The organism is Variovorax humicola, from assembly GCF_037889915.1.
GTDB lineage: Bacteria > Pseudomonadota > Gammaproteobacteria > Burkholderiales > Burkholderiaceae_C > Variovorax > Variovorax humicola.
In genome coordinates, this window is record NZ_JBBKZV010000005.1 from 187,976 (window position 1) to 212,987 (window position 25,012).

Below are 25,012 nucleotides of genomic sequence, written 5' to 3' on the forward strand. Positions count from 1 at the left end.
ATGACCAGCACAGCTGCGCATCATCTTCGTCACATCCCGCTCGGCCTGGCCTTCGCATTCGCGCTGCTGGTGAATCCCGCGCGTGCCGATGAAGGCGGCGTGAGCTTCTGGGCTCCGGGCCAGTTCGGCAGCCTGGCGGCCGTGCCCAGCGACCCCGGATGGTCGCTCGCCCTGTCGTATTTCCACGCGTCGGCCGATGCCGGCCTCTCGAAGAACTTCCTCGTCGGCGGCAGGCTCACCGCGGGCATCGACGCGACGGCCGACCTCGTGTTCGCGTTCCCCACCTACACCTTTGCCCAGCCGGTGTTCGGCGGCCAGGCCGCGCTCAGCGTGGGGTGGGCAGCCGGGCAGGCCAGGGGCTCGGCGGGTATCGGGCTAGCGGGACCGCGCGGCAACAGCTTCGACTCGAGCCAGAGCGACAAGGTCACGGGCGGCTCCGATGTCTATGGCCTCGGCACCCTCAAGTGGCACGACGGCAACGACAACTTCATGGTCTACGGCATGTTCGGCATCCCGGTGGGCGCCTACCGAGTCGGGCGGCTGGCCAACCTGGGGACCAACCACGGTGCCATCGACGGGGGTGGCGGCTACACCTACTTCGACGAGAAGAAGGGGCGCGAATTCTCGATCGTGGGCGGGCTGACCTACAACTTCGAGAACACCGACACGCACTACCAGAACGGCGTCGATGCCCATGTCGACTGGGCCGCGTCGCAGTTCCTGAGCGAGCAGGTCCACGTCGGCCTGGTCGGCTATTTCTACGACCAGCTGACGGGCGACAGCGGCTCGGGCGCCACGCTGGGCCCGTTCAAGTCGCGCGTTGCCGCGGTGGGCCCGCAGGTCGGCTACTTCTTTCCGATCGGCGCGCAGAAGGGCTACCTGAATCTCAAGGCCTACTGGGAGTTCGCCGCGGAGAACCGCGCCAAGGGCTGGAACGTGTGGCTCACGCTGGCGCTGCCGCTTTCGGGGGCCAGGTGAGACGGGCCCGCGAGGAGCGCACCATTTGTCGATCCGACCGCCGGAGATGATCATGCGCGGAATGAAATGCAAGGCGACAACGAACAAGGCCAAAGCTCGTGACGCAGCAGCCATCTCGATCGGCCGGACGCCATGACAGGCGATCACAGTCCACGCAGCTTCCTGCTCGGCAGCTTGGCGTCGGCGGCCGTGCCGGGTGCCGGCGACGCGGCGCCCGCCCCTGCGCAGATGCCGCCGCGCTCGACGGCACGGTCGCGTCCGAACATCGTCTTCATGCTCGCCGACAACGTCGGCTATGGCGTCCTGTCTTCGTACAACGGCGGCATTCTGGATACGCCCACGCCGCGTATCGACTCCCTTGCCGCCGAGACCGGCGCCGAAGACGTGCAGCACAAGCTCGACGCGATCCGACAGTAGGTCATGAACCCAGGAGATCCCACCGTGAATCCCAACGACTCGATCCAGCGCAGTGTCCTGCCGATCCCCGACCGCAAGCCGGTCGGTCTCACGACCTACGATGCCAAGGACCCGGACACCAGGTTCCCGGCCATCGTGCCGCTGCGGCCGCCCGCCGGCGCGCCCAACGTGCTGGTGATCCTGCTCGACGACGTGGGCTTCGGCGCGTCGAGCGCATTCGGCGGCCCATGCCGCACGCCCACGGCCGAGCGGCTCGCGGCCCGTGGCCTGAAGTACAACCGGTTCCACACCACGGCGCTGTGCTCGCCGACACGCGCAGCGATGCTGACGGGTCGCAACCACCACGCGGTGGGCATGGGAAGCATCACCGAGATGGCAACTTCGGCGCCGGGCTACAACTCGCTTCGTCCCAATACCTGCGCGCCGCTCGCTGAGATCCTCAAGCTGAACGGCTACTCGACCGCCCAGTTCGGCAAGTGCCACGAAGTCCCCGTCTTCGAGACCACGCCGATCGGACCATTCCACCATTGGCCCACCGGGTCCGGCTTCGAGCACTTCTTCGGATTCATCGGCGGGGAAAACAACCAGTACTACCCTGAGCTCTACGACGGCACGAAACCGGTCGAGCCCGATCGCACGCCCGAGCAGGGCTATCACTTGATGGAAGACCTCGCCGACAAGGCGATCGGCTACATCCGCCAGCAGAAGGCCATTGCACCGGACAAGCCATTCTTCGTCTACTTCGCACCAGGCGCCACGCACGCGCCGCACCAGGTGCCGAAGGAATGGATCGCGAAGTACAAGGGACAGTTCGACCAGGGCTGGGACAAGCTGCGTGAAGAGACCTTTGCCCGGCAGAAGAAGCTCGGCGTCATTCCCCCGGAATGCGAACTGACGAAGCGGCCCGCCGACATTCCGGCCTGGGACGAGATGGAACCGCGGCTGCATCCCGTGCTCGCGCGGGAGATGGAGATCTACGCGGCGTTTCTCGAATTCGCCGACCATCACGTGGGCCGCGTCGTGGACTCGATCGCCGAATTGGGGATCCTGGACGACACGCTCGTCTACTACATCGTCGGTGACAACGGTGCTTCGGGCGAAGGCTCGCTGATCGGCGCCTGGAACGACAAGGCGGGCGCGGAGGCGCCAGACCTCGCCACTTCCGAACTCATGATCGAGCGCATCGACGAGCTGGGCACCGCGCGCGCGCAAAACCACTACGCGGTCGGCTGGGCGCATGCGATGGACACGCCCTACCAGTGGACCAAGCAGGTCGCATCGCATTTCGGCGGTACGCGCAACGGCGCGATCGTGCACTGGCCGGGCGGCTTCAAGTCGCAAGGCGGGATCCGGTCGCAGTTCCATCACGTGATCGACGTGGCACCGACGATCCTCGAAGCCGCCGGGCTGCCTGCGCCGACGCTGGTCAATGGTGTGCTGCAAGAGCCATTGCACGGTGTCAGCATGCTGTACTCGTTCGACGACGAGAAGGCGGCCGAGCGCCACGAGACGCAGTACTTCGAGATGGTGTGCAACCGCGGCATCTATCACAAGGGCTGGACGGCCGTCACCCGTCACGGGAACCTGCCGTGGGTCGTGGTGGGCGCGCAGCCGCCGCTCGCCGATGACGTCTGGGAGCTGTACGACACCAGCAAGGATTGGTCGCAGGCGCACGACCTCGCGAAAGAGATGCCGGGAAAGGTTGCCGAACTCAGGCGCTACTTCGACCTCGAAGCATCGAAGTACAACGTATTTCCGCTGGACGACCGCAAGGCCGAGCGCGTGAACCCCGATCTGGCCGGCCGGCCTCAGGTCGTGCATGGCAATTCGCAGCTTCTGTTCCCCGGGATGCGCCGGCTCTCCGAGAACGTGGCGATCAACACCAAGAACAAGTCGCACTCGGTGACTGCCGAGGTGGAGATCCCGTCGTCCGGAGTCAAAGGCGTGATCGCAGCCCATGGTGGCCATATGGGCGGGTGGAGCCTTTACGCGCACGAGGGAAAGCTCAAGTACCACTACAACTTCCTCGGCCTGCTCCGGTTCGACGTCACCGCAAGTTCGGAACTTCCGCCGGGCAAGCACCAGGTGCGGATGGAATTCGCCTACGACGGCGGCGGCCTCGGCAAGGGTGCCGCCATCGCGCTCTACATCGACGGCGCGAAAGTGGGCGAAGGGCGCGTCGCGCGCACGCATGCATTCCTTTTTTCGATGGACGAGACCATGGGATGTCGGCTGCGAAGCGGGCGAGCCTGTGTCGCCCGACTACGGTCCGCGCGACAACGCGTTCAGCGGCAAGTTGAATTGGGTGCGGATCGACGTGGATGCCGCGGCCACCGCGGTGGATCACATGATCGGCGCCGAGCAGCGATTCAACGTATTGATGGCGAAGCAGTAGGCAACCCCCTCCAAAGGGGAGGCTCCGATCCTCAGGCGTATCGGTAATCTTGTTCGGGAGACAACTCCCGTCAAGACACGCGGATGCACGTGCAGCCAAGGAAAGCCATGAACCGTCGATTCGTAAACACCGCATGGCTTGCCATGCTCGTCAGCCTCGGCGCGCATGCCCACGGGCCGGACTCTGCCTACATGGGCGGGCCGGCCGAGGTCGTCGCCGCTCCCAACGGTGCGCTGGTCAACAGGAAGGCGCTGCAAGGCTTGTCGGCCTGGGCGATGAACATGCCGGCCGAGCCGGTCAAGGTGGCCGAAGGCGTGTGGCAGCTCGTCGGCCATGGGCTGAACTCGCCCGTGATGATCGAGGGCGACGACGGCCTGGTCGTCTGGGACACTGGCGAGAGCGTCGAGGAAGGGCGCAAGCTGCTCGCCGACATCCGCAGGATCTCGAGCAAGCCGGTCAAGGCGATCATCTACTCGCACTCGCACTACGTGAACGGCGCCAGTGTCCTGGCCGAAGGCAAGGAGGTGATGGTGATCGGCCATCCCAACCTCAATGCCAACCGGCAGCTCGGTGCCGCAGGCTCGTATTTCGGCGAACTGGCGCCGCTGCAGCTGGCGCGGGCGCTCGGCCAGTTCCACGTGCTGCTGCCCAAGGAAGGCCCGGACGCGCCGATCGTCGGCGCGATCTATCCCAGTGCGGCCAGCTATGTGCCCGTGAACCGCCCGGTGCAGGACGGCGAGACCCTGACCGTGGCCGGCGTGCGCCTGCAGTTCTTCACCCGCTACGGCTCGGACACGGACGACTGCGTGAACGTGTGGCTGCCCGATCGCAAGGTCGCGCTGACCAACCACTTCTGGCCGATGATGCCCAACATCTACACGCCGCGCGGCGCCAAGTTCCGCGATCCGCGGGAATGGGCCGAGGGCCTGAAGCTGGTGCGCGGCCTGCACCCCGAGGTGCTGCTCAGCACGCATGCCAGGCCGGTCATCGGCGCGGAGCGCATCCAGCAGTCGCTCACGCTCTACCTCGACGGGCTGCAGTACATCCTCGACCAGACGCTGCGCGGCGCACTCAAGGGCCTGGGGCCTGACGAGCTGCGCGATTTCGTGCGCCTGCCCGCGCATCTTGCGGCCTTCCCGAACCTCAGCGAGAGCTATGGCGAGCTCGACTGGTATGCGCCGTACATCTACGAATACGCGCTCGGCTGGTTCACTGGCGACGCCGCCAGCCTGAACCCGCTGCCGCCCAGGGTGGAGGCCGAGAAGATCGTCGCCGGCTTCGGCGGTCGCGACATCGTGCTGGCGCAGGCGCGGCAGGCGCTGGAACGGCGTGAATACGCGTGGGCGGTGCAGCTCGCCAACTACCTGTACCGGCTGGACCCGCAGGACCCCGCGGTGCGCAAGGTCAAGGCGGATGCCTTCCGCAAGCTCGGCCAGGTCACGACCGCATCGCTGGCGCGCTCCTTCTACCTGTCGCAGGCGCGCGCCCTCGAAGGCCAGCTCAAGCTGCCGCTGCTGCTGCCGCCTTCGGTCGAGCAGGTCAAGGCGGCCGATCCCGGCCTGTTCGTCGACTACCAGCGCGTGCGCCTGGACCCGGCGAAGAGCAGCGATGCCGATGCCATGCTGCGCCTGGAGTTCTCCGATGCCGGCGGCAAGGCCTATGGTCTTCATGTGCGGCGCGGCGTGGCCGAGTTCATCGACAAGCCCGACGCCTATGCGCGCAAGGCGGACTACACCGTGCGGCTGGACCGCGAGACCTGGGCGCGCCTGTACCGCGGCGAGATCGACATCGGGCAGGCCATGGCCTCCGGCAAGGCGCAGGGGCAGGGCGATGCCAAGGGCATCGAGCGCTTCTTCGCGATGTTCGACCGCTTCGACCCGGCGGCGAATCTGCTGATCCCGGCGGCGCGTGCCGTCGAGTGAGGAAGAACGAGATGGGAAACACCGAGATGCGCCGCTTGGGCAGGAAGGTCGTCGCCAACGGCGTCACGCTCAACGTGGTCGATGAAGGGGACGGCTTGCCGGTGCTGCTGCTGCATGGCTTCCCGGACTCCAGCCACCTCTGGCGGCACCAGATCCCGGCGCTGACGGGCGCGGGCTATCGCGTCATCGCGCCGGACCAGCGCGGCTTCGGCCTGTCCGACCGGCCGCAGGATGCGAAGTCGTATGGCCACGAACTGCTGATGGCCGATGCCATTGCGGTGCTCGACGACGCTGGTGTCGACCGCGCCGCGCTGGTCACGCACGACTGGGGCGCGGCCATCGGCTGGCTGCTGGCCGAGCGCCATCCCGAGCGCTTCACCTGCCATGCGGCGCTCTCGGTCGGTCCGCTGGCGGCGTACCACGGTTGCCGCGACATCCGCCAACGGGAAAAGAGCTGGTACACGCTGTTCTTCCAGTACGCCGGGGTCGCTGAAAAGTCACTGAAGGCGGACGACTGGCGCCTGTTCCGCGAGTGGACTCGCCACCATCCCGAAGTGGATCACTGGATCGCCGATCTCTCGCGCGAGGGCGCGCTGACCGCGGCGCTCAACTGGTATCGCGCCAACGTCTTCTCGATGCCCGTTGGCGAGCGCGCGGGCATCCGGGTCCCGACGCTGGGACTGTGGAGCGACCAGGACGCCTACCTCATCGAGGAACAGATGAGCACGGCCGGCCGCTACGTCGACGCCGACTGGCGCTACGAACGCATCCAGGGCGCATCGCACTGGATGATGCTGGACTGCCCGCAGCACATCGATCGGCTGCTGCTGGGATTCCTGCGGCGCTATCCCGCGCCTGCGGTGCCACGAGGCGAGGTCGCGACCCGCTGAGTGGCGCTGGACAGTCCGCGCGAAAGATGCGGCGGCGACGCCGGCAGCCTTCAGTGGCCGGACGCCATCGACACCAGGCCTCGCGCTTCGTCCTGCGTCGCCGCGTCGCCCGCCCAGGCGACGAACTGGTCCGGCCGCACCAGGACCAGCGCGGCGCCGTAGCGGGCCGTCTCGGCTCTACGTAGTGGGGCTCGAAGGCATGAACTTCGCCGACCGCGCCTTGTGCGCGCACCCGCCAAGCCGCCTCGAAGCCCGCTCGGTCGCGCGCCGCCCCAGCCTTGCAGCGTGGTGGCCAGTTTCCATCCCAGGTTGCGCGCATCTTCCAGCCCCGCGTTCACGCCGTAGCCGCCGTAGGGCGGGTGGCTGTGCGCCGCATCGCCCGCGATGAAGACACGCCCGCTGCAGTACGCGTCGGCGAGCATGAAGCGCAGGTCCCAGAACCCGATGTGCTCGAACTCGACATCGAAGTCGGCGCCGGCGGCTTCGCGAAGGTAGCCGAGCGCCGGCGACGCGTGGGGCAGCATCGGCACGGAGCTGCCCTGGTCGTCAGGGCCTGGCGGCTGCCGGCGGCAGGTACGGATCCGGCGTGCCCATCGGGATCAGCGGGTTCTTCTTCACGCTGGCCTCGAACGCGCCGATCATCTTCAGCATCGGCCCCGTGACCCAGCTCGCGAAGACGCGCTTGCTCTCGTTCTCCTGCGGGTTGGTGTAGAGGTCCGCCAGGAAGGGCACGGGCAGCTTGGCCGGCGCCGACATCATGTTGTCCTGCTGGTAGAAGTGCAGCTTGAAGTTGCGCCACTTCACCGCCTGCAGGCGGTTGTCGACCCAGACCAGGATGCCTTCGCGCGCCGACTTGCCGCTCTTGCCGGTGAAGAAGTCGGACTGGTCGACGCCGTCGATCGGGCGGTCCTGCGGCACGCCGGCACCGGCGATGCGGGCCAGCGTCGGGAACAGGTCCACGCCGTGGACGATCTCGTCGCTGACGCGCGCCGCCGGCACCTTGCCCGGCCAGCGGATCATGAAGGGCACGCGGATGCCGCCCTCCCATGCGGTGAAGTACTGGCCGCGCCAGGGGCCGGACCAGCCGTCGTAGGGCTGGATGTATTCGGCGCCGTTGTCGCTGGCGAAGATCACGATGGTGTTGTCGCGCAAGCCCAGCCGGTCCACCGCATCGAGCATCTGCCCGACGTTGTGGTCCATCTCGGCCAGCATGTCGGCCCAGTCGCCATGGCCGGTGCTGCCGGCGAAGCGGGGGTTGGGCAGCGTCGGATAGTGCGGCTGCGTCAGGCTGGCCATGGCGAAGAAGGGCCGCCTGGCCTGCGCCTGGCGTTCCATGAAGTCGATCGAGCGCCGCGTCAGCTCGGCGTCCATCAGCCGGCGCTGGTCGAGGTCGTAGACCTTCAGCTCGCGGCTCTTCTGGCCCTTGCGGCCTTCCATGATCTGCTCCGGCGCCATGTGTTCGGGCGCGTAGCCGGGCGAGGCGAAGTACAGCGCTTCATTGGTCGTGCGCGGGATGCCGTACCACTCGTCGAAGCCCTGGTCGTTGGGCAGGCGGCCGTCCTGGCTGCCGAGGTGCCACTTGCCGTACAGCGCCGTGGCATAGCCCGCCTCGGACAGCGATTCGGCCATCGTCACTTCCCATTGCGTCAGGCCCTCGGGCATGCCGCCGTAGGGCACCGCGTAGGTTCCCGAGCGGATCGCGTAGCGCCCGGTGAGCATGCTCGAGCGGCTGGGCGTGCACTGCGGCTCCATGTTCATGTTGGTCAGGCGCAGGCCTTCGCCGGCGAGCCGGTCCAGGCGCGGCGTGGGCGCGCCGCGCGTCGCACCGCCGCCGTAGGCGCCCAGTTCGCCATAGCCCAGGTTGTCGACCAGGATGAACAGGATGTTGGGCTTCTGCGCCGGCGCTGCCTGCGCCGGCGCAGGCCCGGCGCACAGCCCGCCCGCGAGCGCCATTCCGGCGGCCACGGCCCACAGGGCGGAAACACGACGCTCGATGTGCATGCCAGCGCTCCGATGTGCTTCAGCCGAGCCGTGCCTTGACGCGATCGGCCGCGCCCGCGCCGGCGCCGATCGCGCCGTCGATGAAGCCGCGCCAGCCCTCGCCGTGGTCGCCCTGTCCGAAGAACACGCGGCCGCGATCCTTCTGGAAGTGGGCCAAGTACTTCTCGAACCAGCCGGCGCGATAGTTGCACCAGGTGCCCATGCTGTACGGGTCGGTGGTCCAGGGATGGAAATGGACTTCCTCGACCACGGCCTGCGGGAAGAAGTCGCGCAGCGCCGCCTGCACCGCCGCCTTGTCGGCGTAGTCGATGCGCTTCGGATCGGGGCCGAACATCACGAGGATGGTGTGGTCCGCCGCCACTGCATAGGTCGCGACCAGCGGCAGCGGATGCGTCACCGGCGCGAGCGCGGTGATCTCCGACTTCGGCAGGTGACCCTTGATCTTGATCAGCAGCTTGATGCCGGTGCCCGCATGCCGCTCGCGGCCGGCTTCGGCCACCCGCGGATCGAGCGGCGGCGAGAACTCGACCTCCTGCACCACGTTCATCGGCAGGCCGACGATGACCGCGGCGGCCGTCAGGCGCTGGCCGTTGGCGGTGGTCACGACCACGTGGCTGCCGCGGTCCTCGACGCGCTGCACCGGCGTCGACAGCCGGACCTCGGGCTTGCCGTCCTCGACCATCCTGTTGATCAGGCTGACGGTGCCGTGCTTGAAGCGATAGCGGCCGCACGAGTCGTGCAGCGCCTGCATGCTGCCGCCCGGCAGCGCCCACCAGCGGTTGACCTCGATGTGCGAGGCCTGCTCCGAAGGGCAGTGCGACAGCCCCGCCAGGTAGGCCTCGAGCACCACGCGCTGCACCGGCGTCAGGCTCATCTTCTGCATCGCATCGCGGGCACTGAGCTTGTCGTTCGCGACGATGTTCTTCCAGTGATAGGCGACGTCGTAGGGCCGCTCCCACAACACGCCTGCATCGCCGAAGTACTTGCCGAAGGCGGCGAAGACCTGCCCCAGCTGCTCGGCGCCCAGCGTTTCGCAGCGCCCGTCGACCAGCGCCATGATGGCGTTGCCGTCCGGCGCGATCGCCAGCTCGGGCGTCTCGGTCACCTCGAGCTGGTAGCGCTGCACCTCGGACCAGACGAAGGGCTGTGTCCAGTGGATCCAGGTGCCGCCCAGCTCGACCTGGTGGCCCGCGAACTCGCTGGTGAAGGTGCGCCCGCCCAGGCGGTCGCGCGCTTCGAGCACCAGGGTCTTGTAGCCGTTCTTGCTGCTGTCGCGTGCCGCGGTGACGCCGGCGAAACCGCCGCCGAGCACGATCACGTCGTAGTCGACGCCGCGCGTCCGGGCGCTGCGGCCCGGCTCGCGCGCCTTGGCGGCGACACCGGCCGCTTCGACGACGCCACCGGCCGCCACCGCGCCGGCACCGACGCCGGCAGTTCGAATGAAGCCGCGCCGGTTCATGCCCGCAGGCAGGTTTTCGTTGTGTTGATGCTCGTTGTTGTTCATGGTCGCTGAATTGCGGATGGGTAGAAAGGAACTAGCTCGCGAGTCGCCGATGCGCGGGCCAGAGGATCTTCATGATCTGGCCCTCGCTGCGGTAGGCCTGGCAGGAGTCGGCGAAGCGGGGCTTCGGCAGCGGCGCGTCGCCCTTGATCCGGGCCATCAAGGCACCGCTGGCGCGTTGCGACGCCAGCAGGGTCTGGACGGCGGTCGTGCCCAGCGGGCCGAGCAGTTCGGTCAGGTGCGTGCAGCCCTGAACGCCGCCCACCAGCGCCTTGGCCTTGCGGGTGAAGCCCGGCCCGATCGTCATGCCCTTGAGCCGCGCATAGCCCGCGTTGCTGTCGCCGCAATTCGGTGTGGGTGCGGCATCGGTGTGGGCCTCGATGTCGACGATGGTCAGCGCCGCGTCCACGGTGACGACGACGCGCATTTCGTGGATCGCCGCGCCCGCTTCCAGTTGCTTGAAGAACAGGTCGGTGCCCTGTGTCGTGGTGTCGCGCATCGTGCTTTCGATGTCGAACAGGCCGTCGGCGCGGGCATAGCCGTTGCAGACGATTTCGCGCGTGTGAATCAGCTGGCGGCGTGCATCCGGGGCTGCTGGGGCGTGGGGTTCCATGGCGATCCGAAGGAGGTGAGGGAGAGGGATGGCCTGATCTTTGGATCGCCGGCCCCTCCCCGTCCCCTCCCCTGTGGAGGGGGGCTGCGCCATGGCCCCCTCCTTTGGCGGGGTGCGGCCACCGCTGCGCGTGTGGTCTCCTTGCTCCATCCCCAACTGAGAGAGACAAGCATGAAGCACCTGAGCGGAATGGACTCGACCTTCCTGCACATCGAGACGCCGGAGATGCCGATGCACGTGGGTTCGCTCCATGTGCTGGACCTGCCGGAAGGCTATGCCGGCGACTTCTACGAGGACGCCAAGGCGCACATCGCCGGGCGCCTGCATCTGGCCGATGTGTTCACGCGCAAGCTCGCGCAGATCCCCTTCGACCTGTCCAACCCGGTGTGGGTGGACGACGACGACGTGGACCTCGACTACCACGTGCGCCACATCACGCTGCCCAAGCCCGGCACCAACCGCCAGCTTCAGCAGTACGTCGCGCGCCTGCATTCGTCGCTGCTCGACCGCAGCCGGCCGCTGTGGGAGTACTTCATCATCGACGGGCTGCGCAGCGGCCAGGTGGCGCTCTATGCCAAGACGCACCACTCGGCCATCGACGGCGCGTCCGGCCTGGCGATGGGCCGGGCCATCTTCGACCTGGAGCCCACCGGCCGCGTGGTCAAGCCGTCGCGCCAGCGCGAGCGCCGGCACGGCTACCAGCTCGGCATGGCGGAACTGGCCGCCGCGGCGCTGCGCAACTCGGCGCAGCAGTACCTCACGCTCGCCAAGATGGTGCCGGACATGGTGCGCGCCATGGCCGGGCTGGCGAGCGCGCAGCCGGAGGCGCAGGAGGACGCGGGCGAGACGCCTCGCGCGCGTTCCTTCAATATGCTGGCGCCCCGCACTTCGCTGAACGTGTCCATCACCAACCAGCGCAGTTTCGCCGGCCGCACCATTCCGGTGGCCGAGACCAAGCAGATCGCCAGGCATTTCGGCGTGACGCTCAACGACGTGGTGATGGCCACCGTCGCCGGCGCATTGCGAAGCATCCTGACGGACTACAACGAGCTGCCGGACAAGCCACTGATCGCCGGCGTGCCGGTGAGCCTGCGCGAAGCCGGCGACGAGACCGCCAACAACCAGGTCAGCGGGATGCTGGTGAGCCTGTGCACCGACATCGCCGACCCGGTCGAGCGCATGCGCCAGATCAGGAGCGCATCGGGTGCGGCGAAGGCGCGGATGAGCCGCTTCAAGGATGTCATCCCCGACGACATCCCGATGTTCGCCGCGCCCTGGCTCATGTCCGGCATGGCCTCGCTGTACAGCCGCTCGGGCCTGGCGAACATGGTCCCGCCGCTGGCGAACGTGGCGATCTCCAACGTGCCCGGCGCGCCGGTGCCGCTGTACTTCGCCGGTGCGCGCATGACCTGCTACTACCCGGTGTCGATGGTCACCCACGGCGTCGCCCTGAACATCACGGTGCACAGCTACAACGGTCGCATGGACTACGGCTTCATCGCCTGCCGCCGCGCCTTGCCCGACCTGAACGACCTGGGCGACTGCCTGCTGGCGGAACATCGCCTGCTGCTCGGTCTGGTGCAACAGGCGGCGCCGGCGGCGGTGCCGGCCCTGGCTGCGCTGGAGGCGGTGCCGGAGGTGATGGTGAAGGCGAAGGCCGGAGCGAAGCGTCCGGCGCGCGTCTCGCCGGGTACGCCCTGATGACTGGGCGGCCAGCATCATGAAATCCGTCAATCAACTCTTCGACCTCAGCGGAAAGACCGCCTTGGTGACGGGCGGCTCGCGCGGCCTGGGCTTCCAGATCGCGCTCGCGCTCGGCGAGCAGGGTGCCCGCATCGTCCTGGCGGCGCGCAAGCAGAACGAGCTCGACGAAGCCGTGGCGCAACTGAAGGCGCAGGGGATCGAGGCCAGCGCGGTGGCGGCCGACCTGTCGAAGGAGGCGGGCATCGCGCAACTCGTGGCGCAGGCGATCGAGCGGCTCGGGCACATCGACGTGCTGGTCAACAACGCCGGCGCGACCTGGGGCGCGCCCGCCGAGGACCATCCGGTCGAGGCATGGGACAAGTTGATGAACCTCAACCTGCGCAGCGTGTTCCTGCTGTCGCAGGCGGTCGGCAAGCAATCGATGATCCCGCGCCGCCAGGGCCGCGTCATCAACATCGCCTCGATCACCGGCCTGCGCGGCAACGCGCCGGGCACCATGAAGACCATCGCCTACAACACCTCGAAGGCGGCGGTGCTGAACTTCACCCGGGCCCTGGCCGGCGAATGGGGCCCGCACGGCATCACGGTGAACGCGATCGCGCCGGGCTTCTTCCCCACGCGCATGACGCAGGCCCATCTCGACAAGGACGAAGGCGTGTCGCTGGTGGACCGCGCGCCCATGCAGCGGCTCGGCGACGAAGACGACCTGAAGGGCGCGGCGCTTCTGTTCGCGTCGGAGGCCGGCAAGCACATCACCGGGCAGGTCCTCGCCGTCGACGGCGGCGTGTCGGCCGTTTTGTAAGCCCTGGCATCCCATTCACTTGCACATTCAGGAGTTCCCATGATCAAGGTGATCAAGCGCGGCCCCTCGGCCCAGGCCAAGGCGACCAACCAGGCGCAGGTGCGTGCGACGGTCGAAGGCATCCTCGCCGAAATCGAGGCGCGCGGTGACGCCGCCGTGCGCGAGTTCTCGCAGAAGTTCAACCAATGGTCGCCGGCTGATTTCCGGCTGAGCCAGGCGCAGATCGATGCCTGCATCGCCAGCCTGCCACGGCAGACGCTGGACGACATCCGCTTCGCGCAGGCGCAGATCCGCCGCTTCGCGCAGATCCAGAGAAGCTCGTTGCACGACGTCGAGGTCGAGACGCTGCCGGGCGTGGTGCTCGGCCATCGCAACATCCCGGTCGCGTCGGTGGGCTGCTACATCCCGGGCGGCAAGTACCCGCTGATCGCCAGCGCCCACATGAGCGTGCTCACCGCCAAGGTCGCCGGCGTCCAGCGCGTGATCGCCTGCGCGCCACCCTTCGAAGGCAGGCCCTGCCCCGAGATCGTCGCCGCGATGCACTTGGCCGGCGCCGACGAGATCTACTGCCTGGGCGGCGTGCAGGCGGTGGCCGCGATGGCCATCGGCACGGAAAGCATGCAGGGCGTCGACATGATCGTGGGCCCCGGCAACGCCTATGTGGCCGAGGCCAAGCGCCAGCTCTTCGGCCGTGTCGGCATCGACCTGTTCGCCGGCCCGACCGAGACGATGGTGATCTGCGACGACACCGTTGACGCCGAGCTCGTCGCCGTCGACCTGCTCGGCCAGGCCGAGCACGGGCCGACCTCGCCCGCCTACTGCGTGACCACCAGCGCCACCATCGCCGAGGCGCTGCCCGCCGCCATCGAGAAGGTGCTGGCCCGCCTGGACACGGCCCCGGTCGCCAGCGCATCCTGGCGCGACTACGGCGAGATCCACCTGTGCGACAGCGACGAGGAGGCCCTGGAGGTCGCCCAGCGCCTGTGCTCGGAGCATGTGCAGGTGATGACCAAGGACCCCGACTGGTACCTGCAGCGCATGACCAATTACGGCGCGCTGTTCCTTGGCCACCGCACCAACGTGAGCTACGGCGACAAGGTGATCGGCACCAATCACACCCTGCCCACGATGGGCGCTGGCCGCTACACCGGCGGCCTGTGGGTCGGCAAGTTCATCAAGACGCACACCTACCAGCGCGTGCTGACCGACGAGGCCAGCGTGATGGTGGGCGAGTACTGCTCGCGCCTGTGCGGCTACGAGCACATGTCCGGCCACAAGGAGCAGGCCGACATCCGCGTGCGCCGCTTCAAACCGGCGACGGCCGAGGCCTGAGCCATGGCCAAGCCCCGGCGCGAAGGCCGCTCGGCCTACCCGTATTTCCGCGGCATCACGACCCGCTGGATGGACAACGATGTCTATGCGCACGTGAACAACGTCGTCTACTACAGCTGGTTCGACACGGTGGTGAACGGCTACCTGCTGGAGCAAGGCGTGCTCGATTTCAAGGCCAGCCCTGCCCTGGGCCTGGTGGTCGAGACCGGCTGCAACTACTTCTCGTCGATTGCCTTCCCGGATGTGGTGCACGCCGGACTTCGAGTCGCCCACATCGGGCAGTCGAGCGTGCGCTACGAAGTCGGGTTGTTCGCCAACGACGAGGAGGAGGCCGCCGCACAGGGCCACTTCGTGCATGTCTACGTGGACCGGGAGACCCGCCGCCCCATGCCGCTGCCCGCGGCCTTGCGCAATGCGCTCGACGCGCTGAGCGGAGTGCCGGCATGAAGCATTTCGACCAACGCGTGGCGGTGATCACCGGTGCGGCCGCGGGCTTCGGCAAGGCCTTTGCCGACATGGGCGCGCAATTGGGCATGAAGCTGGTGCTGGCCGACATCCAGGGCGAGGCGCTCGACGCCGTCGTGGCCGACTTCAACGCCCGCGGCGTCCAGGCGATCGGCCTGCGCACCGACGTGTCCAGGTCCGAGCAGGTGCAGGCGCTCGCCGACGCGGCCATGGCCCGCTTCGGCCGGGTCGACCTGCTGTTCAACAACGCCGGCGTCGGCGCCGGCGGCCTGGTCTGGGAGAACAGCGAGCAGGACTGGGACTGGGTGCTGGGCGTGAACCTGCACAGCGTGATCCACGGCGTTCGAATCTTCACGCCGCTGATGCTGGCCGCCGCGGCGCAGGACCCCGGCTACGAAGGCCACATCGTGAACACCGCCTCGATGTCGGGCCTGCTCAATGCGCCGGCCATGGGCGTGTACAGCGTGTCCAAGCACGCGGTGGTGTCGCTCAGCGAGACGCTCCACCACGATCTCGGCCTGGTGACCGAGCAGGTACGTTGTTCGGTGCTGTGTCCCTACTTCGTTGCCACCGGATTCCAGCTGAGCAACACCGCCCCGCCGACGCGTTCGCAGCAGATCGCGCAGGCGCAGTCCGGCAAGGCCGTGGGCTCGGCGAAGGTGAGCGCCGCGCAGATCGCGCAGCTGACCTTCGACGCCATCCGCGACCAAAGCTTCTACATCTACTCGCATCCGGAAGCGATGGCGCCGGTACAGGCCCGCTTCGAGGCGATCATGAACCGGCGCAATCCGGGAGATCCCTTTGCCGGCACGGGCGTCACGGGCGGACGCCAGAAGCTGATCGACGCCTTACGTGGCTGACGCATCCCCAAGGAGACAAACATGAGTTCGAACATCCGTCGACGCACTCTGGCACTGCTGGGCGCCGCCTTCGCATTGACCAGCACCCTGCCGGCCATGGCTGCCCAGCCCAAGCAGCCCAACATCCTCGTCATCTGGGGCGACGATGTTGGCTGGCAGAACGTGAGCGCCTATGGCCTGGGCACGATGGGCTACACCACGCCCAACATCGACAGCATCGGCATGGAAGGCGTCCGCTTCACCGACCACTACGCCCAGCCCTCGTGCACGGCTGGGCGCGCGGCCTTCATCACCGGCCAGTACCCGATCCGCTCGGGCATGACGACCGTCGGCGCGCCCGGCGACAAGCTGGGCCTGAAGGCCGCCTCGCCGAGCCTGGCCGAGGTGCTCAAGAAGGTCGGCTACCGCACCGGCCAATTTGGCAAGAACCACCTGGGCGACCGGAACGAGAACCTGCCCACCGTGCATGGCTTCGACGAGTTCTACGGCAACCTCTATCACCTCAACACGGAGGAGCAGCACGAATACGGCGACTACCAGAACTTCGCGCGCAACTATCCCGGCGGCCCGGAGGGATTTGCGAAGAAGTTCGCCACGCGCGGCGTGCTCCACAGCTTGGCGAGCGACCGGGACGACCCGACCGTCGATCCCCGCTTTGGCGTGGTCGGCAAGCAGACCATCAAGGACACCGGCCCGCTGACCATGAAGCGCATGGAAGATTTCGATGGTGCCGAGCTGATGCCGCGCGCGATCGACTTCATGCAGAAATCGAAGAACGAGGGCAAGCCCTTCTTCGTGTGGATCAACACCACCCGCATGCACCTGTACACCCACCTGAACGACAAGTGGCGCGGCGCCGCGGCCAAGTACACGCACGAGGACGACGTGCATGGCAGCGGCATGCTCCAGCACGACCACGACGTCGGCGTGGTGCTCGACTACCTCAAGAAGAGCGGGCTCGATTCCAACACGGTGGTCTGGTATTCCACCGACAACGGTCCCGAGCATTCCTCATGGCCGCACGGCGCCACCACGCCATTCCGGGGCGAGAAGATGACCACCTACGAGGGCGGGGTGCGGGTTCCTTCGATGCTGCGCTGGCCCGGCGTCATCAAGCCCGGCCAGCTCAAGAACGGCATCCAGGCGCACCAGGACATGTTCACGACCTTCGCCGCGGCGGCGGGCGTGCCCGACGTCGTGGCGCAGATGAAGGTGGAAAAGAAGCAGTTCATCGACGGCGTGAACAACCTCGACTACTGGACCGGCAAGGCACCCGAGAGCGCGCGCAACAGCTTCTTCTACTACTACGAGAACAAGTTGGCGGCGGTTCGCCTGGGCCCGTGGAAACTGCACTTCTCGACCCGGGAGGACTACTACGCCACGCTGACACCGCGCACCTTCACGCTCCTGTTCAACCTGCGCAGCGATCCCTTCGAGTCCTACGACAGTAAGGACTCCTACGGTCATCTGCTCCAGAAGGCATCGTGGCTGAACGGCCCCGTGAGCGAGCTGCTCGGGGCCCACCTCAAGTCACTGGCCGACTATCCACCGGTGCAGGGAGGAAAGTCCTTCGACCGGTCGAACATGGTCCAGGAGTTCCTGCAGCGCCAGCAGCCTTGAGCGCAGCGGCTGGACAAAGGTGGTGATGCGTCGTTTGGCCAGCGCTGCAAACTGGAAAGGCGATCCGCCAAGGGCCGCGCGAAGTCAAGTCCGCCGCAGGTCGCCGCAATATGGTCGAGCAGGACCATCGAGGTGTGAAGTTGCGCATCAAGCCGATGCTGGGCTTCCAGGTCTTCGATCGCGCGGCCGTCACGATCGCCGGCGTTGAACTGCTGCATCGCATCCGCAAGGGACAGTTCAACCTTCGTCGGCGGCGCCTCAAAGGCCAAGCCGAAAGCACCGCGATCTGGATCGCGGTGCTTTCGGCTTGAACGGCGCAACGCACTTACGAAGTCGTTCGGTCGCGCGGAAGATTTGCACCAGAGCCATGCCCGGCGCGCGCTCAGGCTTTCTTCCCCTCGGCGTCGTAGCGCGCCGCTTGCTCCAGCAGCTCGGGCGTCCCGATCAGCGTATTGAGCTGGTCGAAATCGAGCATGCGCTCGCGCTCCGGCGCCGTGGTTTGATGCTGTTTGAGGCTGCCATAGTAGCGCTGCAGCGTGTGGGCCACGGCGCGCGCCGTACCCCCTGGGAAGATGACGATGCGAAACCCCATGCGCCCCAATTCGTCCGCGGGCGTCACCGGCGTCATTCCGCCCTCGACCATGTTGGCCAGCAGGGGAATGCGATCCGCGAAGAGATCGCAGGCGGTGCGCATCTGCTCGGGCGTGCGCAGCGCTTCAATGAAGAGCGCGTCCACGCCGCAGGCCAGGTAGGCCTCGGCGCGCTCAAGGGCGGCTGGCATGCCTTCCACGGCGATCGCGTCCGTGCGCGCCAGGATCAGCGTGTCGGCCGAGTGGCGGGCGTCGACCGCGGCTCGCAGCTTGCCGCACATCTCGGCCTGCGAGATCACGCCCTTGCCGTCGAGGTGGCCGCAGCGCTTGGGGAAGGTCTGGTCTTCCAGCTGGATCATGGCGGCGCCGGCGCGCTCGAAGCTGCGCACCGTGCGCTGGGTGTTCAGGGCGTTGCCGAAGCCGGTGTCGCCATCGACGATTACCGGCAGCGACACGCGATCGGTGATGCGTGCCAGCGTGTCTGCAACCTCGGTGGCGGTGGTCAGCCCGACGTCCGACCGCCCGAGTCGCGTGTAGGCGATGGAGGCGCCCGACAGGTACAAGGCCTCGAAACCGGCCTGCTCTGCCACGAGGGCGGTGAAGGCGTCGTAGACGCCGGGGGCCAGCACGGCCGGCGCGGATTGCAGGCGTTGTTTGAAGGAGATGCTCGCCATGGTGTGCGCCTTGTGAAAGATGTGAAAACAGACCTCAGGCCCGCCGTTGTTCGATGAGGGTGGCGGCCGCCACCCAGCCGCCGCCCACGGCGCTCAGCAGGCCATTGCCGGAGAGGTAGCCAGAGACTTCGTTGCCCGAGACGCCGCGCGCGGCGCCGCCGGCAGCCAGCAGGTTGGGGAGTGCTGTGCCATCCTGGCGCAGCACGCGGCAGTGATCGTCGATGTCGAGGCCGCCCTGGGTGTGAAACAGTGCGCCGGTGACCTTGACCGCGTGATAGGGCGCCCGCAGCGGGCGCTTGAAGCGCCGGCCAAACGCGTCGGGCTGCCCTGCATCGACGGCCGTCAGCGTCTCGTGCAGCATGGCAGGATCGCAGCCGATCAGCCGCGCCAGCTCTTGCTCGTTCGCGGCGGTGCGCAGCGCGCCGGCCTTCTCGGCCTCCACGAAGTCGGGGAAGGTGCGCGCCAGCGCCAGCAACGGCTCGTCGAACACATTCCACGCGACACGCCCCGGCTGGTCCAGCACGTAGACCGCGGCCTCGGAGTAGCCCTGGGTCTCGTCGTGGAAGCGACGACCCTGCGCGTTGATCTGCACGCCGCCTTCCATGATGGCGGCCCAGGTCATGAGGGCGCCCTGGGGCGTGACCCACGAGCCGTGGCCCTGGTAGCCTCCCAGGTCGGCCAGGCGCGCGCCCAGGGCCCGGCCCCAGGCGATGGCGCTGCCGTCGTTGCCGGTGTGGCCGCCGAACTCGGCGTCGCGCATGGCCGGCAGCAGCTCTGCCACCATGTCGGGGTTGCCGCCGAAGCCGTTGCAGGCCAGCAGCAACTGGTCGCAGGCGATGTGCTCGATGTTGCCGTCGGGGCGGACATAGCCCACGGCGACCACCCGGTCGGCGGCATCGAGCCACAGCTCGCGCACCAAGGCTTCGGTCAGGATGTCGGCGCCGGCTGACGTGGCCGTGCGTTCGAGGGCCGCCATCAGCGCGGCGCCAGTGCGCTCGGGGACGGCATGCATGCGCGGCGCATGGTGGCCGGGGTAGAGAAAGCCCTCGAGCACCTCGAAGGTGATGCCATGGGCTTCCAGCGTGTCGATGGCCTGCGGCACGGCGCGCGTATAGGCCTGCACCAGGTGCGGCGCGGCCTGGCCGTGGGCCTTGGCCGCCACGTCCTGCGCGAACAGGGCCTGCGAGTCCTCGAGGCCCAGCGACTTCTGCAGGCGGGTGCCGGCGGCCGGTATGAAGCCGGAGGACAGCGCCGTCGATCCGCTGGGCACCGCGTCGCGCTCGAGCAGCACGCAGTCGATGCCGGCGTCACGCAGGCGGATGGCCGCTGTGAGGCCGCAGGCGCCTGCGCCGACGATGACCACGGACACATGGGGAATATCGGCGGGCGGGGTCTGGTTGCGCACGATGCGCGGGTGGGTGTTCTGCGTCATGGTCATGGTCAAGGGCGTGGCGTGGCTCGGTCCGGCCGGGAGGAGGCTTGAAGTCGTTGGCGCAGCTGGTTTACCAGCCCGCCGGCCTGCACCATGTCCAGCAGAAAACCCGGAATCGGCTCGCATGCGAGCACGCGGCCGTCGGCCGTGCGCACCTGCAGCCGCTGCAGGTCCAAGGTGATGCGATCGCCGTCCGCCAGCTGCTCGGCGTCGGGGCATGTCAGGAGCAGCAGGCCCAGGTTGAAGGCGTTGCGAAAGAACAGGCCGCTGAACGAGGGCGCGATCACGGCGCGCACGCCCAGATGCGCGAGGGCCGCCGCCGCCTGCTCGCGCGAGGAGCCGATGCCGAAGCTGGGACCGGCCGCGATCACGTCGCCCGGCCGCACCGAGCCGGCGAACTCGGGCCGCACCGCCTCCAGGCTGTGCGGCGCGATGCCTTCGATGCCCAGCTTCATGTAGGCGCCGGGGGCCAGCTGGTCGGTATCGATGTCGGCGCCCAGGCGCCAGACCTTGTGAGTTGCGTTGGTCATTGGGGGAGCTTCACTGTCGGCGTCGCGGTTCATGCCAGAAGCCCCCGCGGATCGGCGATGCGCCCGCGCAGCGCCGATGCCGCGACCGTGTAAGGAGACGCCAGGTAGACCTGGGCCGTGGCCGAGCCCATGCGGCCCTTGAAGTTGCGCGCCGTGGTGGCGATCACGTTGGCGCCGTCGGGAATGCTGCCGCCATAGCCGGAGCAGGCGCCGCAGGCCGTCGGCAGCAGTTCGGCGCCGGCATCGAGCAGGGCACCGAGGACACCCTCGTCGCGCGCGGCCTGCTGGTCCTGCAGGCTCGCCGGGGCCACCATCAGCCGGAGTCCGGCGGCCACGCGATGGCCGCGCAGCACCTCGGCGGCGGCTCGCAGGTCGTCGAGCTTGGCGCCGGTGCAGGCGCCAATGTAGGCCACCTGTACGGGCACGTCGCCGAAATCACCGACCGGGCGCGTGTTGGCCGGGCTGTGCGGCGCGGCCACCTGCGGGTCCAGCGCGGCTGCGTCGAAACGGAAGGTCTTGGCCTGGGCTTCGTCCACACCCTCGTCGGTATGCCAGGCGTCCAGCGAGATCGCCTCGTCCGCAACGCCGGCGCCCAGCAGCCATTCGCGCGTGGTCTCGTCGGGCGCGACGAGCCCGGTCTGGGCCCCCATCTCCGCGCTCATGTTCGACAGGGTCATTCGCTCCTGCATCGACAACGCCTGCACCGCGGGGCCACAGAATTCCACCGCCTGGTAGTCGCCGCCGTTCATGCCGAAACGGCCGATCATCTGCAGCACCATGTCCTTGGCCGTGACCCCGGCAGGCAGCCGCCCGTCCCACCACATGCGAAGCGTCTGCGGCACGCGCACCCACAGCTCGCCGGTGACCATGACGCCGAGCATCTCGGTGCTGCCGATGCCGAACATGTAGGCGCCGAAGGCGCCGCCAGTGGGCGAATGCGAGTCGCCGCCGACGCAGAACATGCCGGGGCGAATGTGCCCCTTCTGCGGCAGCACGACGTGGCAGATGCCGATGCTGTCGTAGACGTGCGGAAGCTGCTGCTCGACTGCCCACTCGCGGGCAATGCGCACGATGCGGCGGGAGTCGTCGTCCTGCTCCGGCACGTAGTGGTCCATGACCAGCACCACGCGGTCCTTGTTCCAGATCTGCGCGCCGAGTTCCTCCAGCATGGGCTTGAGCCGGCGCGGGCCCGAGGAGTCGTGGAACATGGCCAGGTCGACCTTGCAGCTGACGATCTCGCCGACGGCAACGTGTGAGCGGCCGCAGGCCTGGGCAATCAGTTTCTGGGCCAGCGTCTGTGGCGGCCGGTTCGGGGGGCTCATGGGAGGTCTCCTGTGTGTGCGTGCGCGGGCCCGACCTGTCAGGGCAGGATTTCCGTACGCACGATGCGGGCGTCGATGCTGCCGACCTGCGACAGCTCCATCTTGTATTCGTAGCGGTCGGGCCGGTACAGGCCATGCAGCAGCTGTACCGGACGATCGTCGGTGTCATGCACCAGGCGCCGCACCGACAGCAGCGCAGTGCCCAGGGCCACCTTCAGCTCGCGCGCCACCTCGGCATTGGCCTGACGTGCCGAGATCGTCTGCACCGCACGGCCCAGCTCGATGCCCGATTCCTCGAGCAGCTCCAGCATCGGCTTGCGCGTCAGTTCGGCGCGTCCGAAGCCATGGGCCAGCGTCTCGGGGACCCAGGTCGTGATATGCGATACCGGGCCCGCGTCGGAGCTGCGCCGCCGCACGGCCTTGCGCACCTTGTCGTTCTCGGAGATCTGCAGCGCCTCGGCCATGTCGTGCGAGGCGCGGATCACGGACCATTCGATCACCTTCACCGTGGTGCTGCGGCTTACCGCCACGATGTTCTCGAGCAGGCCGCTCAGGCGCGTTGCCGGGGTTCCGGGTGGCGCCTTGCCGGCACGCGCGTCCCCTTGTTCGGCCCGGGTCGTGAGGCGGGTGCCGCGCCCGACCTCGCGCACGATCAGCCTTTCGTCCACCAGTTGCTCCAGGGCGCGGCGCACCGTCACGCGGCCCACGTCGAACTGGCGGGCCAGTTCGAGCTCGCCGGGCAGCCCATGCACGAAGCGGCCTTCCTGGAGTTGCTCGCGCAGCACAAGGTAGATCTGGTGGTACTTGGACAGGGGCAGCGAGCGGTTCATGCGATGAGCCTCAGTGATTCGGAACCGCCATGATGTCGTGGGTCGCGATGCGGAAGATCTCTTCAAGCGGCGCGTCGTCCATCACGTGGTACAGCACGAAGCCGTAGGCGCGGTAGGCGTCCAGTTCGCTGGGCGTGAAGGCGAAGGCGAGGTTGCCGCCGGTCGACACCCGGCCGGGATAGCCATGATGCAGGAGGTTCTGCTTGAAGACGGCCGCGGCCGTGCGTGCCAACTCGGCGTCGGGGGCGATGAATTCCATCACGAGTCCGGCCTCATGGCGCGCCTGCAGCTCCGGTGGCAAGGGCCGCACCGCGCCCTGGCCATAGACATGCGGCACCACCGTCCAGTCGCCCGGCAGCAGTGCCCTGACCTTGGCCGTCACGGTCGCGAGCACCTCCGGCAGACAGCTCAGCAGCGTCGGGTCGGCGATGCCGGCGAGCAGAACGGCGCGGGCCCCCAGCGGCCGCGCGCCCTCGATCTTGAGCGTCGGCCGTGTGCGGCGCTCGAAGCGGGCGCCGCTGACGCGGGTGCGGTGTTCGTCCAGGGCCTGGTAGCGCGCATCGACCAGGTGCAGCGTGCCCGCGGGTTCTTCGACGCTGAAGGGGTCTGCCTGCTCGTACAGGGCGTGCGCCGCCACCGACGCAGGCGTGGCGTGGCTGGCCGGGTTCATGCTCTCGAGCGTGAAGCCTTCTGGGTCGAGCTCGGCCAGCATGGCATCGCGTCCGCCCGGACGGCAGCAGAGCGACGTGCACTCGATGATCTTGGCCATGTGCAGGGAAAGGCCGACCGGGTAGCCCAGCATCTCCGGCAGCGCCGCGAAGATGGCGGTGTCGCAGGCGCGGCCCGCGAGCACGACATCGGGATCGGTGGCCAGCGCGCGCGCGAAGGTTTCGGTGCCGCATTGGCCGACGATGTGGCTGCAGGCGAGGATGTCGGCCTCTACCGGCGCGGGCATGGCGCCGATGGGCGCGAGCCGGCCTTCGCGGCGCGCCTCCAGCACGAGTTGCGGCGGCAGGTCGCTGGCGATGGTGGCCAGGCGGAATGACCGGCCCTGGGCCTGTGCGATCTCCCGCAGCATCGTCGTCACCCGCGCGAGCTGCGGCTGCGCGCCGGCCGTGCCCGCGCTGCCGATGAGCAGGGGCACGCCTGCCTCGAGTGCTGCTTGCAGCACCAGCGCGAGGTCGCGCCGGACCATCGTCTCGGGCGCAGCCATGGTGCCGGAGCCCAGGTAGTAGGGGCCCGGATCAATGGAGCCCATGTCCGCGCCGATGAAGTGCGGCCGCCGCGCCATGCCGCGCGCAAGCGCGTCCGCCGGAATGCCATAGCCCAGTTGCCCGGAGGCGGACAGCACGCGCAGCGGGCCGTCTCCCGGGCGGTGGCCTTGCAATAGGCGGGCCGTGGCGCGCATCACAGCATCAGCTCCAGCAGGGGCGCGTGCTGCTGCGCGCCGTACAGGTCGCCATCGCCCGGCGTTCCGGCGCACAGGGCGCGCGGCAGGCTGAACTTGATAGCGTGCAGTTGCGGCAGCAGGAATCGCTGCACGGTCTGCGGCGCAACGCCGTACAGGAGGCCCACCGCCTCCGGGCGCAGCGCGGCGCTGGCGGCAGCCCGTTCGTAGGCTCGCGCGTCGTCGAAGAAGAGGTCCAGCGTGAGCAGCGTGGGGCCGGCGTTCTTGCTGCGCACAACCTGCGCCAGGGTGCGCAGCGGTACGGGGGCCGGGGTGCGGGACGGATTCATCGCGTGCGCTCTTTGACTTTCAACGGGCGCTGAACCCGCCATCGACGCAGATCAGCTGGCCCGTGATGAACGACGGCGCAGCAGACCAGGCCGGCGAACGGCCCGCCGAGGGCGAGCGCGACGCGCTCCGGCACTCCGGCCGTGGCGTCATCGTCGAGCAGGTCCTGCACCAGCACTGGAGCGCCGTCCAGCAGCGAACGCGTGGCTTTCGCCTGTTCCCCGCTCGTCACCACGGCACCCACCCGCGCGCCCTGCGCCAGCAGCACCTGCGCCGAAGCGAGGCCGATGCCGGAGCCGGAGCCGGCGCCGGTGAGGAGCACGCGCCGGCCGGCCAGCTCCGGCGTTGCAGCAAGGGTGGGGTCGGCGTGGCGCATGGCGATGACTGTGGTGGACGGGA

24 protein-coding genes and 1 pseudogene are annotated in these 25,012 nt (G+C 68.3%); 12 read left to right on the forward strand and 13 right to left on the reverse strand.

Annotation, left to right across the window (positions count from 1 at the left end; genetic code table 11):
- The 5 genes from WKW80_RS11380 to WKW80_RS11400 all read left to right on the forward strand — a co-directional run bounded on the left by WKW80_RS11380 (position 1) and on the right by WKW80_RS11400 (position 6,602).
- Positions 1-978, forward strand: a complete 978-nt coding sequence (locus WKW80_RS11380; RefSeq protein WP_340363671.1) for a SphA family protein — start codon at positions 1-3, stop codon at positions 976-978.
- Between the two features lie 132 nt (positions 979-1,110).
- On the forward strand, positions 1,111-1,395 hold the full coding sequence (locus WKW80_RS11385; protein WP_340363672.1) for a hypothetical protein: 285 nt from the start codon (positions 1,111-1,113) through the stop codon (positions 1,393-1,395).
- 24 nt (positions 1,396-1,419) lie between these two features.
- The gene (locus WKW80_RS11390) at positions 1,420-3,837 is read left to right on the forward strand and encodes an arylsulfatase (protein WP_340363673.1); all 2,418 of its coding nucleotides are present in this window, start codon (positions 1,420-1,422) and stop codon (positions 3,835-3,837) included.
- Positions 3,838-3,897: 60 nt separating this feature from the next.
- Positions 3,898-5,712: an alkyl sulfatase dimerization domain-containing protein gene (locus WKW80_RS11395; RefSeq protein WP_340363674.1), complete on the forward strand. Its 1,815-nt coding sequence runs from the start codon at positions 3,898-3,900 to the stop codon at positions 5,710-5,712.
- A gap of 11 nt (positions 5,713-5,723) precedes the next feature.
- The gene (locus WKW80_RS11400; RefSeq protein ID WP_340363675.1) at positions 5,724-6,602 is read left to right on the forward strand and encodes an alpha/beta fold hydrolase; all 879 of its coding nucleotides are present in this window, start codon (positions 5,724-5,726) and stop codon (positions 6,600-6,602) included.
- Between the two features lie 50 nt (positions 6,603-6,652).
- Here the strand turns inward: WKW80_RS11400 and WKW80_RS11405 are convergent, their stop codons facing one another.
- The 5 genes and pseudogenes from WKW80_RS11405 to WKW80_RS11425 all read right to left on the reverse strand — a co-directional run bounded on the left by WKW80_RS11405 (position 6,653) and on the right by WKW80_RS11425 (position 10,717).
- A complete protein-coding gene (locus tag WKW80_RS11405) occupies positions 6,653-6,742 on the reverse strand; it encodes a hypothetical protein (protein ID WP_340363676.1) in 90 nt (29 codons plus the stop codon).
- Positions 6,743-6,783: 41 nt separating this feature from the next.
- A pseudogene (locus tag WKW80_RS11410) lies at positions 6,784-7,096 on the reverse strand (FAD-dependent monooxygenase); the annotation flags it as partial.
- A 52-nt stretch (positions 7,097-7,148) separates the two neighbouring features.
- Positions 7,149-8,555, reverse strand: coding sequence for an arylsulfatase (locus WKW80_RS11415; RefSeq protein WP_340363827.1), 1,407 nt, complete (start codon positions 8,553-8,555; stop codon positions 7,149-7,151).
- 67 nt (positions 8,556-8,622) lie between these two features.
- A complete protein-coding gene (locus WKW80_RS11420; RefSeq protein WP_340363677.1) occupies positions 8,623-10,107 on the reverse strand; it encodes a flavin monoamine oxidase family protein in 1,485 nt (494 codons plus the stop codon).
- Between the two features lie 31 nt (positions 10,108-10,138).
- Positions 10,139-10,717: a DUF2889 domain-containing protein gene (locus WKW80_RS11425; protein WP_340363678.1), complete on the reverse strand. Its 579-nt coding sequence runs from the start codon at positions 10,715-10,717 to the stop codon at positions 10,139-10,141.
- 171 nt (positions 10,718-10,888) lie between these two features.
- Between WKW80_RS11425 and WKW80_RS11430 the strand changes: the two genes are divergently transcribed.
- From WKW80_RS11430 to WKW80_RS11460, 7 genes are all read left to right on the forward strand, one after another.
- The gene (locus WKW80_RS11430) at positions 10,889-12,418 is read left to right on the forward strand and encodes a WS/DGAT/MGAT family O-acyltransferase (RefSeq protein WP_340363679.1); all 1,530 of its coding nucleotides are present in this window, start codon (positions 10,889-10,891) and stop codon (positions 12,416-12,418) included.
- A 19-nt stretch (positions 12,419-12,437) separates the two neighbouring features.
- The gene (locus WKW80_RS11435) at positions 12,438-13,223 is read left to right on the forward strand and encodes an SDR family oxidoreductase (protein WP_340363680.1); all 786 of its coding nucleotides are present in this window, start codon (positions 12,438-12,440) and stop codon (positions 13,221-13,223) included.
- Positions 13,224-13,262: 39 nt separating this feature from the next.
- Complete coding sequence (hisD, locus tag WKW80_RS11440) at positions 13,263-14,555, forward strand: histidinol dehydrogenase (protein ID WP_340363681.1); 1,293 nt, start codon at positions 13,263-13,265, stop codon at positions 14,553-14,555.
- Between the two features lie 3 nt (positions 14,556-14,558).
- Entirely contained in the window at positions 14,559-15,002 is a 444-nt protein-coding gene (locus tag WKW80_RS11445; RefSeq protein WP_340363682.1) for an acyl-CoA thioesterase, read from the forward strand.
- Positions 14,999-15,880, forward strand: coding sequence for an SDR family oxidoreductase (locus WKW80_RS11450; protein WP_340363683.1), 882 nt, complete (start codon positions 14,999-15,001; stop codon positions 15,878-15,880). Before WKW80_RS11445 ends, WKW80_RS11450 begins: the two co-directional genes overlap by 4 nt.
- A 21-nt stretch (positions 15,881-15,901) precedes the next feature.
- Complete coding sequence (locus WKW80_RS11455; RefSeq protein WP_340363684.1) at positions 15,902-17,500, forward strand: arylsulfatase; 1,599 nt, start codon at positions 15,902-15,904, stop codon at positions 17,498-17,500.
- A 62-nt stretch (positions 17,501-17,562) separates the two neighbouring features.
- Complete coding sequence (locus WKW80_RS11460; RefSeq protein WP_340363828.1) at positions 17,563-17,811, forward strand: DDE-type integrase/transposase/recombinase; 249 nt, start codon at positions 17,563-17,565, stop codon at positions 17,809-17,811.
- A 71-nt stretch (positions 17,812-17,882) separates the two neighbouring features.
- Here WKW80_RS11460 and WKW80_RS11465 read toward each other — a convergent pair whose 3' ends face one another.
- The 8 genes from WKW80_RS11465 to WKW80_RS11500 are packed head-to-tail and all read right to left on the reverse strand — an operon-like array spanning position 17,883 to position 24,989.
- Positions 17,883-18,764, reverse strand: coding sequence for an isocitrate lyase/PEP mutase family protein (locus WKW80_RS11465; protein ID WP_340363685.1), 882 nt, complete (start codon positions 18,762-18,764; stop codon positions 17,883-17,885).
- 34 nt (positions 18,765-18,798) lie between these two features.
- Positions 18,799-20,196 carry an FAD-dependent oxidoreductase gene (locus WKW80_RS11470; protein WP_340363686.1) on the reverse strand — a complete coding sequence of 466 codons (1,398 nt, stop codon included), beginning with the start codon at positions 20,194-20,196 and terminating at the stop codon, positions 18,799-18,801.
- An 8-nt stretch (positions 20,197-20,204) separates the two neighbouring features.
- On the reverse strand, positions 20,205-20,726 hold the full coding sequence (locus WKW80_RS11475; RefSeq protein ID WP_340363687.1) for a LeuD/DmdB family oxidoreductase small subunit: 522 nt from the start codon (positions 20,724-20,726) through the stop codon (positions 20,205-20,207).
- A 29-nt stretch (positions 20,727-20,755) separates the two neighbouring features.
- Positions 20,756-22,048, reverse strand: coding sequence for a 3-isopropylmalate dehydratase large subunit (locus WKW80_RS11480; RefSeq protein ID WP_340363688.1), 1,293 nt, complete (start codon positions 22,046-22,048; stop codon positions 20,756-20,758).
- A 38-nt stretch (positions 22,049-22,086) separates the two neighbouring features.
- Positions 22,087-22,878: a GntR family transcriptional regulator gene (locus tag WKW80_RS11485; protein ID WP_340363689.1), complete on the reverse strand. Its 792-nt coding sequence runs from the start codon at positions 22,876-22,878 to the stop codon at positions 22,087-22,089.
- Positions 22,879-22,888: 10 nt separating this feature from the next.
- On the reverse strand, positions 22,889-24,286 hold the full coding sequence (locus WKW80_RS11490; protein WP_340363690.1) for an acyclic terpene utilization AtuA family protein: 1,398 nt from the start codon (positions 24,284-24,286) through the stop codon (positions 22,889-22,891).
- On the reverse strand, positions 24,286-24,615 hold the full coding sequence (locus WKW80_RS11495; RefSeq protein ID WP_340363691.1) for a DUF4387 family protein: 330 nt from the start codon (positions 24,613-24,615) through the stop codon (positions 24,286-24,288). Before WKW80_RS11495 ends, WKW80_RS11490 begins: the two co-directional genes overlap by 1 nt.
- A complete protein-coding gene (locus WKW80_RS11500; protein ID WP_340363692.1) occupies positions 24,612-24,989 on the reverse strand; it encodes a Rossmann-fold NAD(P)-binding domain-containing protein in 378 nt (125 codons plus the stop codon). The genes WKW80_RS11495 and WKW80_RS11500 overlap by 4 nt, the downstream gene beginning before the upstream one ends.
- Positions 24,990-25,012 lie beyond the last annotated feature (23 nt).